This is a genomic window from uncultured Exiguobacterium sp. (genome assembly GCF_964277885.1).
GTDB lineage: Bacteria > Bacillota > Bacilli > Exiguobacteriales > Exiguobacteriaceae > Exiguobacterium_A.
This window is the reverse complement of the sequence record NZ_CAXYJR010000005.1, coordinates 145,107-163,331: the sequence shown is the minus strand read 5'-3', so window position 1 is coordinate 163,331 and position 18,225 is coordinate 145,107. Positions and strand designations below refer to the sequence as shown.

General features: G+C 45.1%; 13 protein-coding genes. 6 read left to right on the top strand and 7 right to left on the bottom strand.

Going from position 1 to position 18,225, the window contains the following annotated elements; all coding sequences use genetic code 11:
* Positions 1-141: 141 nt before the first annotated feature.
* A complete protein-coding gene (locus tag ACHWTJ_RS02640; RefSeq protein WP_394679063.1) occupies positions 142-318 on the top strand; it encodes a helix-turn-helix domain-containing protein in 177 nt (58 codons plus the stop codon).
* 6 nt (positions 319-324) lie between these two features.
* On the opposite strand, the gene ACHWTJ_RS02635 is transcribed toward ACHWTJ_RS02640, so the two are convergent.
* The 4 genes from ACHWTJ_RS02635 to ACHWTJ_RS02620 all read right to left on the bottom strand — a co-directional run bounded on the left by ACHWTJ_RS02635 (position 325) and on the right by ACHWTJ_RS02620 (position 4,974).
* Entirely contained in the window at positions 325-1,071 is a 747-nt protein-coding gene (locus tag ACHWTJ_RS02635; RefSeq protein ID WP_394679062.1) for a creatininase family protein, read from the bottom strand.
* A gap of 794 nt (positions 1,072-1,865) precedes the next feature.
* Complete coding sequence (locus ACHWTJ_RS02630) at positions 1,866-2,378, bottom strand: hypothetical protein (RefSeq protein WP_394679061.1); 513 nt, start codon at positions 2,376-2,378, stop codon at positions 1,866-1,868.
* Between the two features lie 244 nt (positions 2,379-2,622).
* Positions 2,623-3,183, bottom strand: a complete 561-nt coding sequence (locus tag ACHWTJ_RS02625; RefSeq protein WP_394679060.1) for a hypothetical protein — start codon at positions 3,181-3,183, stop codon at positions 2,623-2,625.
* A gap of 75 nt (positions 3,184-3,258) precedes the next feature.
* Entirely contained in the window at positions 3,259-4,974 is a 1,716-nt protein-coding gene (locus ACHWTJ_RS02620) for a hypothetical protein (RefSeq protein ID WP_394679059.1), read from the bottom strand.
* A gap of 327 nt (positions 4,975-5,301) precedes the next feature.
* Here ACHWTJ_RS02620 and ACHWTJ_RS02615 point away from each other — a divergent pair, with 327 nt between their 5' ends.
* Positions 5,302-5,736 (top strand): sigma factor, encoded by a 435-nt coding sequence (locus ACHWTJ_RS02615; RefSeq protein ID WP_394679058.1) that lies wholly within the window; start codon positions 5,302-5,304, stop codon positions 5,734-5,736.
* Positions 5,733-6,566, top strand: a complete 834-nt coding sequence (locus tag ACHWTJ_RS02610) for a tyrosine-type recombinase/integrase (protein WP_394679057.1) — start codon at positions 5,733-5,735, stop codon at positions 6,564-6,566. The genes ACHWTJ_RS02615 and ACHWTJ_RS02610 overlap by 4 nt, the downstream gene beginning before the upstream one ends.
* Here the strand turns inward: ACHWTJ_RS02610 and ACHWTJ_RS02605 are convergent.
* Both ACHWTJ_RS02605 and ACHWTJ_RS02600 read right to left on the bottom strand, forming a co-directional pair.
* Positions 6,547-7,365 (bottom strand): tyrosine-type recombinase/integrase, encoded by an 819-nt coding sequence (locus ACHWTJ_RS02605; protein WP_394679056.1) that lies wholly within the window; start codon positions 7,363-7,365, stop codon positions 6,547-6,549. The genes ACHWTJ_RS02610 and ACHWTJ_RS02605 overlap by 20 nt on opposite strands.
* A 107-nt stretch (positions 7,366-7,472) precedes the next feature.
* Positions 7,473-8,156: a hypothetical protein gene (locus tag ACHWTJ_RS02600; RefSeq protein WP_294740263.1), complete on the bottom strand. Its 684-nt coding sequence runs from the start codon at positions 8,154-8,156 to the stop codon at positions 7,473-7,475.
* 505 nt (positions 8,157-8,661) lie between these two features.
* Here ACHWTJ_RS02600 and ACHWTJ_RS02595 point away from each other — a divergent pair.
* The 3 genes from ACHWTJ_RS02595 (at position 8,662) to ACHWTJ_RS02585 (ending at position 17,508) form a co-directional block, all read left to right on the top strand.
* Positions 8,662-11,820 carry an immunoglobulin-like domain-containing protein gene (locus ACHWTJ_RS02595; RefSeq protein ID WP_394679055.1) on the top strand — a complete coding sequence of 1,053 codons (3,159 nt, stop codon included), beginning with the start codon at positions 8,662-8,664 and terminating at the stop codon, positions 11,818-11,820.
* Between the two features lie 168 nt (positions 11,821-11,988).
* Positions 11,989-16,434 carry an immunoglobulin-like domain-containing protein gene (locus tag ACHWTJ_RS02590; RefSeq protein WP_394679054.1) on the top strand — a complete coding sequence of 1,482 codons (4,446 nt, stop codon included), beginning with the start codon at positions 11,989-11,991 and terminating at the stop codon, positions 16,432-16,434.
* A gap of 153 nt (positions 16,435-16,587) precedes the next feature.
* Positions 16,588-17,508, top strand: a complete 921-nt coding sequence (locus ACHWTJ_RS02585) for a hypothetical protein (RefSeq protein ID WP_394679053.1) — start codon at positions 16,588-16,590, stop codon at positions 17,506-17,508.
* A 54-nt stretch (positions 17,509-17,562) separates the two neighbouring features.
* Here the strand turns inward: ACHWTJ_RS02585 and ACHWTJ_RS02580 are convergent, their stop codons facing one another.
* On the bottom strand, positions 17,563-18,210 hold the full coding sequence (locus tag ACHWTJ_RS02580) for a hypothetical protein (RefSeq protein WP_394679052.1): 648 nt from the start codon (positions 18,208-18,210) through the stop codon (positions 17,563-17,565).
* Between the last annotated feature and the right edge of the window lie 15 nt (positions 18,211-18,225).

The window sequence follows — 18,225 nt, the reverse complement described above, 5'->3', positions numbered from 1 at the left end:
CTCATTCACGCAACAAATAAAACATCTTTATTCGTAGACGAATTGTAATATTGAGTGTAACACCTAGCTGAAAACACAAAAAACTCATAACGATCTCGTGTAGAATCGAGTTACCACCCAAATTTTAACAGAGGATTCGTTATGAGCTATGTTCATCTTACAATATCAGAAAGAGTCAAAATAGAAGCTTATCTAGAGATTGGATTTTCAATGCGAAAGATCGCTCAGTATCTTGGACGACAGCCGTCTACGATCTCACGTGAGCTAAAAACGGAATCTTTCCTACAATGCGTAAACACCGAAACCGAAGTACGGTAGCAATCTTCAATTCATTTTTTTTAGATATGCTTCTTCGAGAATATCTTTCAAGTTTTCACCTCTTTTAGAAATAAAGGAAGTCCAAAATTTTTCTCCAATTTCAGCTAGTTGATTTGGAGAGTATGTTTCTTTATCGAACTTACCCCAGCAACCATCATTGGTTAATTTATCCCAAAAAATATAGTCAGCAAATTTTCTGTTTTCTAGAGGCACATCAGAACCCATAGATTCCAGCTTAACTAATTCCGGACATAGCCACATTGCAGCACAAACAGATAATAACCCTGCGTGCATCTCATTGTGGCCTTCTAAATTTACTTCTTCTAACGCTTCTTCCCACGCTAAATAACGATATGTAGTAATTACAAGTAGTTCTGGATATTTGTAGTTCATATGTTTAACGAATGAAGATTCCCAATATGCACCTCCGTGTCCATTACAAAGGACGAACTTTTTAAATCCTTGTCTGTTCAAATTAACGATTATTTCTTCTAGCATTGTTGTTAAAACTGTTGGACTTACTGTAATAGTACCTTTGCAATTGGCATGTTCTTCTGAAGTATTAAATGGAATAGTTGGTAACACATAAGCGTTTAATACTTCTCCGTAGTGTTCGGCATATTTTTCTGCGATCAATGTATCTAAATGCATTGGCAAGTATGGTCCAAATTGTTCTGTCGCTCCAACTGATAAAATAGCAATATCTGTTCCACTGTCACTAACTTCTGTTGTTGAATTTTTAAAACTTAACATAAGTACCCCCGTTGATGATTTTTATAAAAGTCTTATTTAGAAAGACTGAATAATTCGACTATACCACCAAAAAACCATTTATTGTTAATGCGATGCTATATAAATAGTATGGTGTTCTTACATATCTGAATAAAAAATTATCATTCTTTCGTGACATGACAATTTCTCGCAATGTTACAGTTGCTGCAGAATTAAGCACAAAAAAAACGGTCGATCCCGACCGTTTTCACAAACTTTATCTGATTGACTTTTAGTCGATTTCGTTACCTGATTCTTCTAACTCGTTTGCAATTTTGTATTTCCCTGCTCCTGATTCATCATATTCTTTGTAGATAACCCCTGATAGGTCATTAGGGAGATCTACGTCCCCTTTTTTTATGCAACCACATCCTCGATACCAAGTTTTGCTACAAAATATCAATGCTCAAAAATGACATTTTGTCGTGCATATGGTCTTTCTTCTTGGACACTTATAGCTCTTCCTAAATCACATGGAGTTTATAAAATAATAGCAAATCTTGCATCTGAGTGAATGGAAAATTTACTTATAATTGTTTGACCTCTATCTGATTCTTCATGGCAACTTGGCAGCAACTAGAATGCCAATAGTCTTCTCCGTGAGTTTTTCCCAAAGGGAACCAACTTCGGAATGAACAGAACAACAAGACAGAATTAAATCACGCACTTTCTAGAATCAACAATCGACCAAGAAAGTTTTTGGATTGGAAAACTGTATACGAAGTCTTTTCCGAAGAAGTGTTGCGCTTAATTTGACAAACCGTCGTAAAAACGATTCAACTCAGTTGTAACAAGGCTTCGATGTCTTGATTCATCCCTTTGTACAACTCATGAATCGAAGCGACGATTTCATCGTTGCTTGAAAAGGAGTCTTCAATAATTTGATTCGTATTATAGGAGTTCGCTTGAAGATGATTTTTGAATGCAATCAGATAGGATCGCTGCTTTTCATTAAAGTATTCTGGTTGATATCTAACGTGATGTCCTATGCTTTTCACTAAACCATTCATGTCATTCAATAATTGTAGTACGTCCGCTTTATGTACATCTTTCTCATTTAATACAGAAGAAGCGAGAACGTTCTCCACCTGAGCCCTTATTTTTTCATTATATCCTTCATCTTCCGACAGAGTCGGAACATGTGAAGACAATTTTTGAAGATTACTGTGATAACGACTCGTTGTTTGATCCGGATCCACTTCAACATTTTTGTTGATGCTGAGAGCACTGTACGGATACACGTAACGAATAGCTATGGCAGCGACAAATAGTACGATGATTGCGATCACCGTATACCTCATCGTATTCTTTTTCAAAATTTGCACCGTCCTTATTGATATAACTGATAGATTATTCAAAAATATACCATTCTTTCATCACTTAATAAAGCTAACCATGTTAATTTGTTTAAGAAATCATTCCTTCAAGAAATAAACCTATTTTCACCTCGTTCACTACAAAAAAAGCTACCAGACACCATCGATAGATGGCATCCAGTAGACTGATGACGTGTTCTATATTGTGTATTTTCCTTCATCGATCCGTCGCTGAAACACCAAATGCGCGGACATAGCCTTTAGTATCGTAGTCAAACCAAAGTAAGGCTTTTTTACTTACATTGTAATAGTACGTACCCTTTTGTTCGAATCGGAGATATTCTTCTTTTTTAATTTGAAAGCTCATCTTTGCTGGGACTTCATCCTTTTGTAACGTTTCGTGTTGACTCGGTTTCCCGAGTGCCTGTTTGACCTCACTCAGCTTGATTTTACGGTCGTTGAGCTGCGGTAACGTCATCAAGACTCCGACATGCTTCGGGTACTTCGCGCTAAACCGAAAATCGGAATACAGATACGTCCCTTTCAACTTCCCGAAGACGCAACAATCGGTCTGATCGACCCCATAGCTGGCGTCCTTCCCTTTGATCGTGAAACGATCATACAGCTTCGCCTTCGCCTCAAGCAAGGTTCCTTTTTCTGCTGCTGAGAATTGTTTCTTCAAGTACGCGGCATTCGACATCGTTTTCGCATCAACCGTCATTGGAACAAGTAATACAAGCACTAGTAGTAGTGCCATACATCCTTTCATCCATTTCATTCGATGTTCCTCCTTTGTCGTGGATTACCGTTACCCTAACACAACTCCTTCATTTTTCCAAATCCATCCATCTATTCAATTCACATGAATCAACCGTGCCGTCCCTTTTGCGTCAAAGGCGAACTGGCATGTCACTTGTCCGATCCGATATTCGTAGACGCTGCGGATCGCGTACGTCGCGCGTGTCGTTTTGCCTTCGACGACGTGTTGCGAGTAGGACGTCGCATACGTTTCCTTGAACGTTGGTTTCCCGAACACGGCGCTGACTTCTGCTTTCGTCAGCGTCCGTTTCTCAAGCGATGGTGCGAGCGTGACGAGATCAATCCGGTCGATTTGACTGCCGAAGCGCGGATAGCGGGCTACAAAATGACGACCTTTCCACTTTCCGTTGAGGACCTTTTCTCCTGTTTGAACGAGGCTACCGGACGTACCTGTCCACGAGACATAACTAGCTCCGACGCGTGGTGATCCTTCAAATCCTTGCTTCTCTTGCATCGCCTGCTTTTGACGTTTCAACCAACTGCTGTCGGAGACAGTCGAAAGCTTCGGTAACGGGATGACTTTTCCTTTGAGTGTCGCAGTGTAGCCTCCGTAAGATGCTCGTAATGTGTACGTTCCTGCTTTTTTCCCATACAGTTTTCCGGACGAGACGCTCGCGATCGTTGGTTGATCCGAGACCCACTTCACTTTTGCCGTGACTTGTTTTTTCTTGCCGTCTGCTTGCGTGACATTGAGAAGAAGTGGCTCAGGTGATCCGACCTTTACTTCTTTGAAGGAAGACGGGATCGAAAGTGCGACCGGTCGCTCGACTAACAGGCGACCATCGTACATGTTCGTCCGCTCACCACCATCGGCATTCGCGATGAGGTAGCGGGCGCCTTTCGTCATGCCGAGCACCGACGAGTAAATGATGGAATCATCCCGATCCAGTGATGTCTCGATCCGGTGACCGTTTTTCTCAAACAAGGAGAAGTAACCGTCCCGTCCCGTATACAAGGCACCGATGAACTTCCCACTCTCATCGACCGCGATATCTTTATACGTTCCGGTCATCCCCGTGATGAACTGCGAGGAGGTACTTTCCTTGAATTGATGCGCTCCATCATAGACATACAGACGGCGGTCATTCGCCTTCGCGAGTACGAGTGTGCCCTCGCGTCCCATCTCATAGGCGGCGTAGCCGGATGGATGCGCGAGACGTTTTGCGAGCGTTCCGTCTTTCTCGTAGACGTCAACGCTTGTCGCGCGGATGATCGCTAAATAAGCAGTCGACGTCCGGATCGCTTTTGCTCCTGTCGTCTCCTGGACAGAACGGACGGTTGCTGTATCTAAATCGTAGACGGCTGTCTGCTCGACTCCCTCTTGTTTCGCACTCACAGCAAGGAGATGTGAGTCTGGGAAGAATCGAGCATGAGTGAACGATTGGAGCGTTCCTGCAGGTGTCTTGATCTGGTCGATGACGCGCAGTACGTTCCCTGTCGCATCGCGTACCTCAAGCACTTGATCCTTCACAAAGACGAATCGTTGTTGATCGTCCGAGACCGTGAAGTCTTGTACCGGTACCCCCTCTTCAGTCGATAGCACCCGCACGTCGCGCGCTTGCTCGAAATCGAAGAGTCGTGGTGCTTCATAAGTCCCCCAGCGCCAGACACGCGACTCATCCGGAACGACTTGAAAAGCGGATGACGGAGTGAGTGACGTGACGAACGGAATTTTGACTTCTGCCGACGAATGGATCGACGTTGCAGAATACAATACGGTCGCAGCAAGACCGACGATCAATTTTTTCATATGTGGTTTCTCCTTTTTAGTAACGTCTTATTCATAAGTATAATGAAATTCTCAATCTTTCCCTTCTTTTTCCAAAAATAAATCTTTTTTCGAACACGCTCGAGGATAAGTAGAGTTATCCGATACAGAAGTCTGATTTCATGGGGTTTTTCTCGATTAATGAAGAAGATTCTTTCTACATTTAAGTATATACGCATCGTAAAAGATGAGAAAACCGTTGGCACGATTCAAAAAAGTGACGTTGAAAGCCGAGGATAACTCTACTTATACTGAAACTACCGCGGAATACATAGCAGATATGCATATCTCGTCAAAGGACTCCCTCCGATGAATGAACTTCTTCGCAACTGGCTCCCCCTCATCAACTCTCTGCTCTCTCGCCTGTCGATCCACCCGAATGAACAAGATGAATGCCGGCAAGCTGCCTTGCTGCGTCTATGGAAATCGATCGAGGACGGCAAGACATTGACCGTCACCTTCGTTCGGATTCGCGCAAAAGGAGCAATGCTCGATTACCTGGCGACCCGTAACCGGACGCTTGCGACCGAAGTCGTCTCCGACGCGTTACCGGAACGCCCGCGTACCCCGTACCTGTCGTTTACTTATCTTATGAATGAACTCAAGCGAGACTTATCAGCGACGGAGTTCACGTTTCTCGAGTCCTTGATAAACGGGACCGAAGAGACGCTCGGGTACTCGCACGCCCGGCTCCGATCCTTGAAATCCGAACTCCGCAAGAAAGTCGAGTATTTGCTCGGATGATGGTGTTCTATGAAGAACGATTATTAACGTTGATCGAACAAGGACCCTATAGTCCATTGACGAAAAAAGCTTACCGAAGCGACGTCCGTCATCTGTGTCGCAACGTGACCCGAATCGATGTTCCTTCGATGCAACGGTACGGTACCTTGCTGCGAACGTCGTATGCTTCGACGACTGTCGCCCGTCGTCTCCATGCCCTGTCGACACTGTTCGACCAACTCGTCACCGAACGCGCATTAGCACACAATCCCCTCGCGCAAACGAAACGTCCTCACCCGATTGCCCGTCGACGCCTACACTTTTCGTACGATGAGGTCCGGTCCGTCCTCGAACGGATTACGGACGAGACCATTTACGCATTCTGTTTCTTACTGCTCCATACGGGACTTCGTTTCGCCGAGGCACATGCCTTACGCCTGACGGATATCGATTGGGACACCAAGCAACTATTCGTTCGTCACGGAAAAGGAGGACGCATGCGTCACCTTCCGTTACATGACGAATTGTATCGCGTCTTATTGCGTTATCTTGAAACGACGTCCACCCCTTCGCAGGAATTGTTTTCAACGGAAACAGGTCGTCGTTTCCCGGCAGAACGGATTCGTTCGACACTACGCGAAGTGAGTCTAACGCAGCTCGGTCGGATTCTTCGTCCGCATGATCTTCGGGTGACCTTTGCGACTACGCTCTACCATGAACACGAGACGGACGTATTGACGATCATGCGTCTGCTCGGTCATCGGGACGTCCGGACGACCCAACACTATATCCTTCCTTCAAGCGACATTGATCGTGCCTCAGTCAACCGGCTCAAGCCGACAACGTATTGAGGACCTCCCGAATTCGGTTCGTACGACTCCGGATATAGCCGACGGTCGTCGTCGGATGCGCATGACCGAGTAGGCGCTGAATCTCAACGATTGTACAGCCCCCTTCGTGATGCAGATAGGTCGCATATGCAATCCGGAGCGCATGTGGTCGGAGCGGTGCGCCGCTCAAGCGCAGGGCGGTGTCCCGAAGAATCACACGTGCCGTCTGTTCATGCAGATGGCGTCCGGTCACGGACTGAAACAGAATGCCCTCTTTGCGCTCACCGAGGAAATGCAGGAGACGGTGCGACAGCATCATTCCGATCGGAATTGTCCGCAGGCGACGTCCCTTGCCGTAGCGGACGAATAGCGTATGCGTCTTGAAATCAATATCTGTAACAGATAAGAGGCGTGCTTCGGTGAAGCGAAGACCGGTCTGGCAAATCACTTCGAAAAACAAACGGTACACCGGGTCCTCGATGCTGCGGACGATTGACAGCCCTTCCTGTAAGTCATGATAGGTCTCGTCCGGAAAACGTTGGTGCGTAATCGGTGACACGTCGGTCAGTGGATTCTCTTGCAACCTCCCGGCTCGGACAAGCACATTCCCGAGTGAACGCAAGGCATGGAACCGCCGCAGGATCGTCGACGGCTGATAGGTCAGACGCATCTGATCGAAGTAGTGCTGGAGCGACGCGATCGACCACGAGACACCGGCACGTTCCATATGCCGGACGTCACTACGGTAGGCCTTGATCGTCGGTTTTGCGAATGTCGGGTGTGAGATGAGATAGTCGTGCAAGTACTCGCCATGTTGCATCGAAATTCCCCCTTCAGCCAAGTAGTTTCATCTGCTCAATTACATCAGTTTCTGACCTGCTTAGACAACAGGAGTCCATCTAGCAAAAGATGGACTCCTGTATGTATTCATAGTGACGTATGATCTGCGACTTTGAAGGTTTTTTTCTTATAGTCGTAACTCATGATGACCATCTTCCGTCCACCTGTCGAAGTCGGGAAGACATAAGTCTTATAAGATGACTTCTCTGCACCGATCGAAGCAAGTTCCGCTTTCGATTGAATCGACGACCAATCTGTTGCATCGATTCCTGTCCATTCTCCAAGCCCCGTTCCAGAAAGAATCGCATCGAGTTGTTTTGATGTCATACCGACTTTGACTTTCGCACCCTTTGCCAGCTTACGTGTGCTTTCACGCGCACCGGATTTCGTATTTTCACGATAAATATCGAACGTTTTCCCGATCAATCGATACACAGAGCTGTTCTTTTTCGTCATGAAGATGAGTGACGTATCGCTGTTTCCGTTCTTACCGTTCGTGAAGAAGTAGAACTTCGTTTTTTGACCATACGAGATTTCCGTCGATTCAGCTTTTTTCTTTAAAACCGTACTGCCACTCTTTTTCACCAATTGATTTTTGTAATCTTTACCGTATAAGACTTTTGCTGCTTCCGTCATCGTCATACCAGTCTTCAAGTTCGTGTACTGCGTCGTGTACTGCGTTTCCTCTTTCGTAGCAGCCGATGCACTTCCAGCACATACTGTTGCGCCTGCGATCATTGCTGCAAGTACCGTTGTTGTCATACGTTTCATTCGATCATCCTCTTTCTTCTGTTCATTTCATGAATGCATCATTCACACCTTATCTCATTATAATGGATTTAATGGTTTTTTCTATCTATTTTTCCTTTTTAGTTTTTATTTTTACATTTTTATTCAATTTTTATCGTTTTTTCATGACCTTTATTTCGAAATAATACTCAATTCATACGCTGGATGACCGAATTTAGTACTTTTTGAAAATAAAAGAAACAAGTATGTCATATATTTGAAATTTAGACCAAAATTACTATTCATTGAAACTTTATGAGTATATGTTCCTTAAATTGTTGAATATTAATTACATGTTTTAAACTAACCTATACCAATGATTCAGGTCAATTGACCTATATTAGATGCCTAATAAATACCATTTAATATAATTATGTTAAAAATATTACATATTTTCCATAATAAAAGGGTAATTTTATTTTATACACCTGAGATGCACGTTCATCCATGCACACTTTAGTCTATTGATTTAGAGGAGGTTGTATTGATGAAAAAAGGGTTGGCGATTGTTCTGAGTCTTCTTCTCATTCTGTCCTATGGGTTGACCCCATTGGGTGCTTCTGCCGCTTCTTCGAGTAGCGTCAAGACCGTCTACTCACCGAAGTATCTTGTTCACTACGGTGGCGTGAAGTATGCCAAGAAGAAATTGACGTATCCAAAATCCGTTAAGGTCAAGCTTTCGAATGGGAAGTATGCGTATCGATCCGTCAAATGGAGTAAGGTCAGCTTTGATAAGAAGTACATCGGAAAGAAACAGAAGATCAAGGGGGATGTCTACGGTACATCAAAAAATGCGTACTGGTATGTCAAAGTCAAAAACTATCCAGCGAAGGTGCTTGCTCCGAATGTCATGACCGTCGGAAAGAATCAACCAGCGAACTTGCCGACACGTCTTTCAACGATTTTCGAGGGTGGACAACGCTACTCGTATCCGCTCAAATGGAGTAAGGTCTCAACAGCTTCATTCGGTACGAAAAATCTGACGTATTCGACAGTCGGACGCAACCTCGAAATCTACGGGGCTGCTAAGCTAAAAGTATCTGATGTCGTCCAGTCGATGCAGAAGTATTATCTCGTCTCGTACGGGAAAAAGATTCGGGCAACCGGCAAAATTCTTTATGAAGCAAAAGGCGTAAAAAGCTACCTCGTCATCACGGACAAAAAGACGGGTGAGAGCACGAAGATGTACCTCAAACTCGATAAAAAAGGACATTACTACGTGACAAGTCAGGAACTCGCTCCAGGAGACTACACGGTCTACATCCTGTCGGGTTCGAAAAAGACGAAATCCGTCTCGATTACGATCAAAAAACCGGTTACGGAACCAACGGATGAACAAAAACGAGAACTGCTCCAAAAATTACTTCTCGTCATCAATGTCTCGAATCCCCTGTTAAGTGACATCGAGTTCCCAGAAGTCGATGGTGTCTCGTTCTCGGTCGATTCAGACAATCCAGTCGTCTCAAGCAGCGGGAAAGTCATGCGTGGCGCGACCGATCAAACGGTCAATTTCAAAATCAAGGCGACGTTTGATGGTGTAACGGAAAGTAAATCGTTCTCGAACATCCTCGTTCCACGAAAAGACTTATCGGACGAAGAGTTGATTGACTTCACGCTTCAGAACTTCACAATCGCCAATCCACTCAAAACGAATATCACATTGCCAACAGCTGAAGGAATCTCGTTCTCGCTGATTTCTTCGAATGAAGCCGTCGTCTCAAGCAACGGAATCGTTAAACGTGGCCTCGAAGACAAACAAGTCGACTTGACGTTACGCGCGACGAAAGGTAGCTTGACAAAAACGAAGAACTTCCCGAACATCCTCGTCCCGAAAGTCGACAATGCGACAGATAGCCTGTTGCAAGATTATCTCGATAAACTCGATATCAAGAGTCCGGTGACGAAAAATATCGTCCTTCCAGCACTTCCAGGTGCTACAGTCTCGATCACATCGACTAAACCTAGCGTCATCTCAGACACAGGTGTCGTCACACGCGGTATGACGGATCAAACGGTCTCGATCGTCGTCTCGGTCACAAAAGATGGTATCACAAAATCACGCGACTTCTGGAACTTGAACGTTCCAAAACGTGATGACGCGACAGCGATCTCATTGCAAGACTATCTCGACAAATTAACGATCGACAATCCATTAACAAAAGATCTCATGTTGACGCCACCAGAAGGTGCGACAATCGCTATCAGTTCTTCGAACACGAATGTCGTCTCGAATGCCGGTAAAGTCACGCGTGGTCTTACGGATCAAACCGTTTCATTGACGATTTCCGTCTCTAAAGACGATGTCGTTAAAACGCGGACGTTCTCGAACATCAAAGTACCGCAACGTGATGGTGTCACGGAAGAAGCGTTACAAGCGTACTTGGACGCACTCGTCATCGCCAACCCACTGACAACGAATCTCTCTCTTCCATCACTTGACGGTGGAACGGTCACGATCAGTTCTTCTGACACGAAAGTCGTCTCAAATGCAGGTGTCGTCACGCGTGGTGACGCGAACCAAACGGTTTCACTGACGATCATCGTCGCAAAAGACGGCAAATCAAAATCAAAAGTCTTCTCGAACATCCTTGTTCCAAAACGTGATGTCACGACTGGCGAATTACTTGATCTATATCTAGCAGGTCTATCGATCAACAGTCCGTTGACAGCAGATCTTTCACTGACACCACCTGCTGGTGCGAACTTGTCAATCAGCGCGTCGGATCCAAGCATCTTATCTAACACAGGTATCCTGACACGACCTGATGCTGATAAAACGATTTCCGTGACGGTCAACGTTTCTAAAGACGGTGTCACGAAATCACGGACATTCTCGAACATTCTTGTCCCAATCAGTCTCTCGGCAGAACTCGATGCTGCACTAGATGCGATCAATCTCAATCTCATCAACTTAACAGGTAACGTCAATCTGCCAAGTAGTTCTAAAGGAATTGCTGTTCAATGGACTTCGAACAACCCGGACGTCATCTCAAACGACGGTGTCGTAAAAAGTGCATTGAATCTACAAAACTTCTCACTCAAGGCAAGTGTCACAAAAGGTGGCATTACGAAAACGAAAACGTTCGCGGGATCAGTTGCGGCTGATCTTGGTCTATCCCTTAAAACGGATATCGCAAAAATCAAGTCAAGCGTTGGTACGTTGAATGTTGCCTATAACCTCAACCTTCCGACTTCATTGAATGGTTCAGCGATCGATTGGACATCTAGTGCACCATCGCTTCTAAACAATAGCGGGGTGATCCTAAGCGACTCGAGTGCGACACCATTCACACTTACTGCGAAATCTGGAGGAACAACGGAAACGTTAAATCTTGCTATCCAACGTCCTTCTGGTGGTTTGCTAAGCGGCGTCGTTGATTTACTTGGGAATGTATTAAATCCTGTCGTCAACACACTAGCTAGCGGTCAAGGAACAGCAACACTTCCGAAAAGTTACGGTGGTCTTCTTGGTATTGGAGCACGTGATATTACCGGCTGGAGTAGTTCACACCCGGATCTTGTGACAATCCAGGGGTATAACTTAACTGTAAAACGTGATGATGTTGATCACCTCGTCGTGCTCTATGCAGACTATGAGGGTCTCGAGAAACCTGTTCCGGTTCTTGTCAAAATCCCTAAACGTTAATTTTTCAAATCTGCGTTTCTGAATTTCATATGCGATGAATCTGACTTTCCTAATCAGGTTCATCGCATATTTTTCTAACTGATTTTTCTGCTACATACATCATGGGAACTTCAACACCTGAGAGCCAATCATTTGCCTGGACATTACACTTTCTAGGGAGGTTTGGTCATGCGAAAGAGTCTTATCGTTCTTCTCTGTCTGTTGCTTTCCTTCCCCGCCTCATTCCAATCCGTTGCTGCCGCTAAATCAAGCAGCGTCAAAAAAGTATACCGTCCTGCATCAACCGTCCATTATGGCGGCGATGTGTTTGCGGTCAAACCCCTTTCTCCACCAAAGACCGTTCATGTTAAACTTGCGAACGGTAAAAAAGTGAAACGATCCGTGAAATGGAGTAGTGTTCGTTTCGATAAAAAAATCATTGATCGAAAACAAAAAATTAAAGGGAATGTTGCTGGAACTTCTAAAAGTGCCTACTGGTACGTCACGATCAAAAACTATCCGAAATCGATTCTTCCACCTGTCGTTAAAACGGTTGGAAAAAACCAACCGACTAAACTTCCAGAACGGCTATCGACGATTTTCGCTGGTGGGCAGCGCTATTCGTATCCACTGAAGTGGACACGGACGACAACAGCGTCCTTTGGGAACAAAAGCGTGAAGTACACAGCCGTTGGACGCAACGTCTTGATTGCTGGAAAAAATACATTACGCGTTTCAGACGTCAAACATGAAAACGTGAGGTATACGCCGTTTGAAAGTGGTCGCCGACTACTCGTCACCGGTCGCATCCTCTATCCGGCAAAAGGTATGACACATCACCTGTATCTGATCGACGATAAAGACCGTGTATCGATGTATCCACTGAAACGTGATCGACAAGGATACTTCCGAATCGAAACGAATGTATTGCCGGTCGGACGCTATGACGTTTCGATTTTAAGCGGATCGCAAAATGCAGCTCCTTCCACTGTTACGATTCGTAACGTCGTCACGCCTCCAGCACCGGACGACTCACGAAAAATCTTGAAGGCATTGCTTGCAGGAATTACGATTCCAAGTCCGCTCCTACAAGACATTCAGCTTCCGCAAATGGATGGTGTCACATTCAGCATCCGTTCCACGGACGGCAATCTATCGCCTACCGGACAAGTCATTCGCACGGATCAAGAACGGGACGTCGCGTTCACGATCGTCGGGAAATTGAATGGTCTTGAAGAAACGCGCTCCTTCTCGGGCGTTACGATTCCGAAACGTGACCTGACGGACGAGGAGCTGATCGACTTTACTCTCGACAAGTTCAAACTCGGGAGTCCGTTGACGAAGGACATTCAGTTACCGCAAGCAGAAGGTATAACATTCCAATTGATATCTTCAAATGAAAAAATCGTCACACCGGACGGTAAAGTACGCCGTGACCTGACAGATCAACTCGTCACGCTCACGTTGAAGGCTTCAAAAGGTAGTCTTGAAAAAACACGTCTTTACTCGAATATCACTGTCCCGAAAGTCGACAATGCAACGGAGTTGTTCTTAGATGACTACCTGAGTCGTCTGACATTCCCGAATCCCTTACTAAAAGACCTGGTATTGCCTGCCGCATCGGGAACAACGCTCTCTCTGACTTCTTCGCTTCCGGACGTTCTCTCGTCGACGGGGAAAGTGACACGCGGCCTGACCGATCAATCCCTATCCTTCCTTGTCTCGGCGACAAAAAATGGCGTGACACGCACACGTAGCTTTTGGAATTATCAAGTCCCGAAACGAGATACAGCGATTGACGAACTGTTAGCAGATTACTTGAACAAGCTTGATATCCCAAGTACGTTGACGCGTGACGTGACGCTTCCGACTGTCGACGGCATTCGGACGACACTGTCTTCGACCAATACCTCGATTTTATCGAATGCCGGTCAAGTCACACGTGGTCTGACGGATAAGGTCGTCTCCTTGACAGTCATTGCGACAAAAGACGGCGTCACTAAATTGCGCACCTTCTCGAACTTGACGATCCCGAAAAAAGATGGGGCTACGAGTGATTTGCTACAAAACTATCTGGATGGGATCGCTCTTTCGAGTCCGCTTTTGTCGGATATTGTCTTACCGGAAGAGGATGGCATTGTTGTAACACTTTCTTCGGATGACACGTCTGTACTGACAACAAGCGGGAAAATCAAGCGGGGCTTAACGGATAAGACGGTTTCCGTGACGATCATCGCAACGAAAGACGGCGTCTCGCGAACACGGACGTTCTCCGGACTCGTCGTTCCAAAAAAAGAGGGTGCAACGGAAGAACTCCTCGACACCTACCTGAATACTTTATCGATTTCAAATCCGTTGACATCGAGTCTGTCGCTGCCCATCGCTTCGGGAATCACGACGTCGATTGCTTCGGACAACAATGCGATCTTATCTAGTGCTGGAATAGTGACACGCTCATCCGTTGATCAAACAGTGACGTTTACGATTACAGCAACGAAAGACGGCATTTCGCGGACACGGACGTTCTCGAAATACGTTGTCCCGAAAAAAGAGAATGCGACAGTTGATTTGCTCGATGATTATCTGAAAACGGTCGAAATCCCATCACCTTTGACAGCTGATTATTACTTGCCAACCCCGATGACACCGGGAATCGAGACTTCTTTCTTCTCAACGAACACAGCTGTCCTTTCGAATACCGGCAGCGTGACACGCGGTCTGACTGATCAGATCGTCTCTGTGACAGTAACAGCCTCAAAAGACGGAACCATTCGTAAGAAGGAGTTTCCATTGATCACGATTCCAAAACAAGAGGTGTTACCGGATGCCTTGATCGACACTTATTTGAATCAAGTCGAGATTGCTAGTCCGTTGAATCAAAACATTCAGTTACCTCCCGCACCGGAGGGACTGACCGTATACCTGACCTCTTCCCAGCCGGATGTCGTGGGAACGTCAGGCGTGGTTAAACTAGCAGATACTGCTCAATCTGTGACAGTCAGTGTGACAGCTGTGCTCACCGGTGTTTCAAAGACGAAGATGTTTTCAAATCTTTCTGTACCCGCACGTCCTCTGACAGTGACAGAAGAATTGACGAACTATTTAAAAGGTCTTTCAATCACAGGTCCACTCAAAACTAATCTTTCATTGGATCCACCTGCAGGGATAGACGTTCGGATTGAACCCTCGGTTACTTCACTGTTGTCTAGTACCGGCATTCTCACACGCGATATCGTAGATCGAACGACTGATATTACAATAATTGCCTCGAAAAATGGGATATCACTATCGAAACAATTTGAAAGTATTTCAGTACCGAAACGTGCATTGACAGATGCCGAAGAATTACAAAAATATCTCGATCAACTAACGCTTCCTTCTTTACTCACCGAAAAGCTTAATTTAATCGACGAAGCGAGTGCGAAAGGCATTACAGTTACCTTATCGTCCAGCAATACTGCGGTTCTTTTAAATGACGGATCCATCATTCCAGCTTCAACCAACACTAAGTTGTCATTAACAGTGACCGCTAAAAAAGGAGAGGCTACGGAAACCAAAACCTTTGATCAGCTAACGGTTCCGATGAAAGATCCATCTGCTGCTGATATTGTCCAGTCTTATCTTGATAGCCTGAGCATTCCAAACATTTTGACGACTAATCTGGTTCTTCAAGCGCCAACTGGAATCACTGTTTCGATTAAATCCGACAAGCCTTCTGTTGTAGCAAGTGGCGGAGTCGTCACCCAAGGTCTCACTGACGAACTCGTCGATATCACAATAACCGCGACGAAAGATAGTGTTACTAAAAATCGAACGATTACAGGTATCAAAGTTCCCTTGAGTCCAACAAAACTATTAGATAAGGCGTTACAAGATCTCTCCCTCAGTTCACTAACAGATTTGACGTCTTCCCTCAACTTGCCGACTCAAATCAACGGATTACCGATCACGTGGAAATCAAGCAATACGAACATCATCAGTAATACCGGTACCATCATTCCAGCCGTTTCTTCACAGGCGTTCTCTTTGACGGCATGGATTATGAAAGACGGCGTCCTAAAAAGCAAGACATTTGAGGGAACGATTGCTGGGAATCTCAGTCTGATCCTTAAAGAAGATCTCGCGCGCATCGCAGCCGTTAGTCCGACGCTGAACGTCTACCTCGATTTAAAGTTACCGACTACGTTAAACGGATCTCCACTTACCTGGAAATCAAGTAATGAAAGTCTTTTAACGAGTCTCGGTATCGTTAAGAATCGATCACAAATTACGCCGTTCACGCTTTCTGCGACAACTGGTAATACTTCAAGTATATTGTCACTCGCTACGCAAGATACTCAGACATCCTTACTCTCAAGTTTATTGAATGTCCTCGGAGGCATCGTCAATCCGATCGTCGATTCACTCACGTTAGGTAAGTCAGCTTCGCTTCCTCAAAGTTATGGTGGTGTTCTTGGTATTGGATCAAAATCTATAAGTGAATGGAAATCTTCTCATCCAGACATCGTAACGATTCAAGGGAGTCAAGCCGTCGTGACACCAGACAAGTACGAACACCTCGTCGTCTTGTTCGCAAAGTTCGGAGATGTTCCTAAACCGGTACCATTCCTCATAAAGGTTCCAGCAAAAAAATAAGATTTCTTTTCCCTCTGTATGTGTTTCGGTACAGAGGGATTTTTAATTTTCTCTATACTAACGTTTTTTAAAATCTCATTTCTTTATCATTTAAAACTGAAAATATATCCAGTAATTTCCTTGCTATACTACAGAAAAAGGAGGCGTTTTGCGATGAAAAAAAGTATGACATGGACAGCACTCGTGACGCTCGGTCTCAGTAGCGCAGTCTATCTTTCGCCTGTTGAAGCGGCGACGGACGAATTCACAGTAGAAACGAAAAACATCAACACACGGACGGAAGTCTTAAAAGGAAAGGCACCTGCCGGAGCAATCGTCGTTTTACAGTCGGACGACACAGAGGAAGAAGACTTACAAGAAGTCGCTCATGCAAAAGCGGATGCGAATGGGAACTATTCGATCGAGTTACCCGAAGAAGGATTGATCGGCGAGGATTTCTACGACTACCATCAATCTGATTCCGATGAGTATGACTATGATGAAGAGGACGAAGACAGCTCTTCCGACGTCACACCGAACTATTTCCTTGAAGTCGTAAGCGTTGATGATTACACAGGCGATGATGATGGAATGGATGATGGCTGGGACGAGTATTATGTAACGCGTGCCGCTTCTTACGGCGATGACGACGGAGGAGATGACGGCGACGAACCCGGTGATGGTGATGATGATGGATATGACGACGGCGATGAAGGGGACGAGCCGGGAGAGGATGATGGCGACACAACAGAAGAGCCACAAGATCCGATTTCGTATGACTTCGATCCAATCGATCTCACGGTGCGTACGTTCATTCCGAAAGCAGCAACTGTCGATACGAAAACACTGACACGTACGACTCGGACAGTAACCGGATCTGTTTCGAACAAGGATGTCCGTGTCGAAGCTTACGTCTACCATAAGTCGAGCAAATCATGGAAACTACTCGGTAAGGCGAAGCCACGCAGTAATGGTTCGTATAAGATGTCAATTAATAAGAAATTGTACAAGAAAGATGCGAGCGTCGATTTCTACGTCGTCGGGAATCGTGATGCGGACGGTTTCAGTAAAGCACTTCGTAAAAAATACAAGTAATCAAACTATAAAAAGGAAGTGCGACATCGTTACGTCGTACTTCCTTTTTATGACTTAATATAATTTTTCTACATGTGAGCCCATGAAGACTTGTACATTTGTTGTTCCACCTGACACATTCTCAAATGAAGATGGTCCGAGTGGCGCTCCCCAGAATCGGACCTCATCCTCTTCTAAAATATCCCCAGATCCTTTAAACAGAAGCACTTGATAGGAATCTCCCGCATCGTCGATGACATGTAACAACGATACCGTATCTTCGCTCTCTTCAAGCGGCATCTCTTCGATTGAGACGACACTCCCTTCAAACGATACGATCTTTTTATAGTACGGTGTCACATTTTTATTCAACATTTTAACACTGACCGAAGTATCTTCCATCTTCTTCACTTTAGAAATGTCTGCTTTTTCAAAAGCTGGAAACAGAGTGTAATGTTCATGGATATATACATAGGATGTATCGGATAGTTCGAGTGTCTCATCGGTCCACTTCGGTACGAAGCTCTTAGCAAAAGCTGCATACTTCTCTGTCAAATCAATTGTTTCTTCTTCCGTTTCTTTTACTGGTTCTTTTTCTTTTGTTTCAGACTGTGCTGACGTTTTTTCTGATGTTTCGTCATCTGTCGTCAATAATGCGACTGCAATGACGAGGAAGAATAATAACCCAGCGGCCATCAACAACCATTTTATGAATTTTTTCAACTAACTTCCCTCACT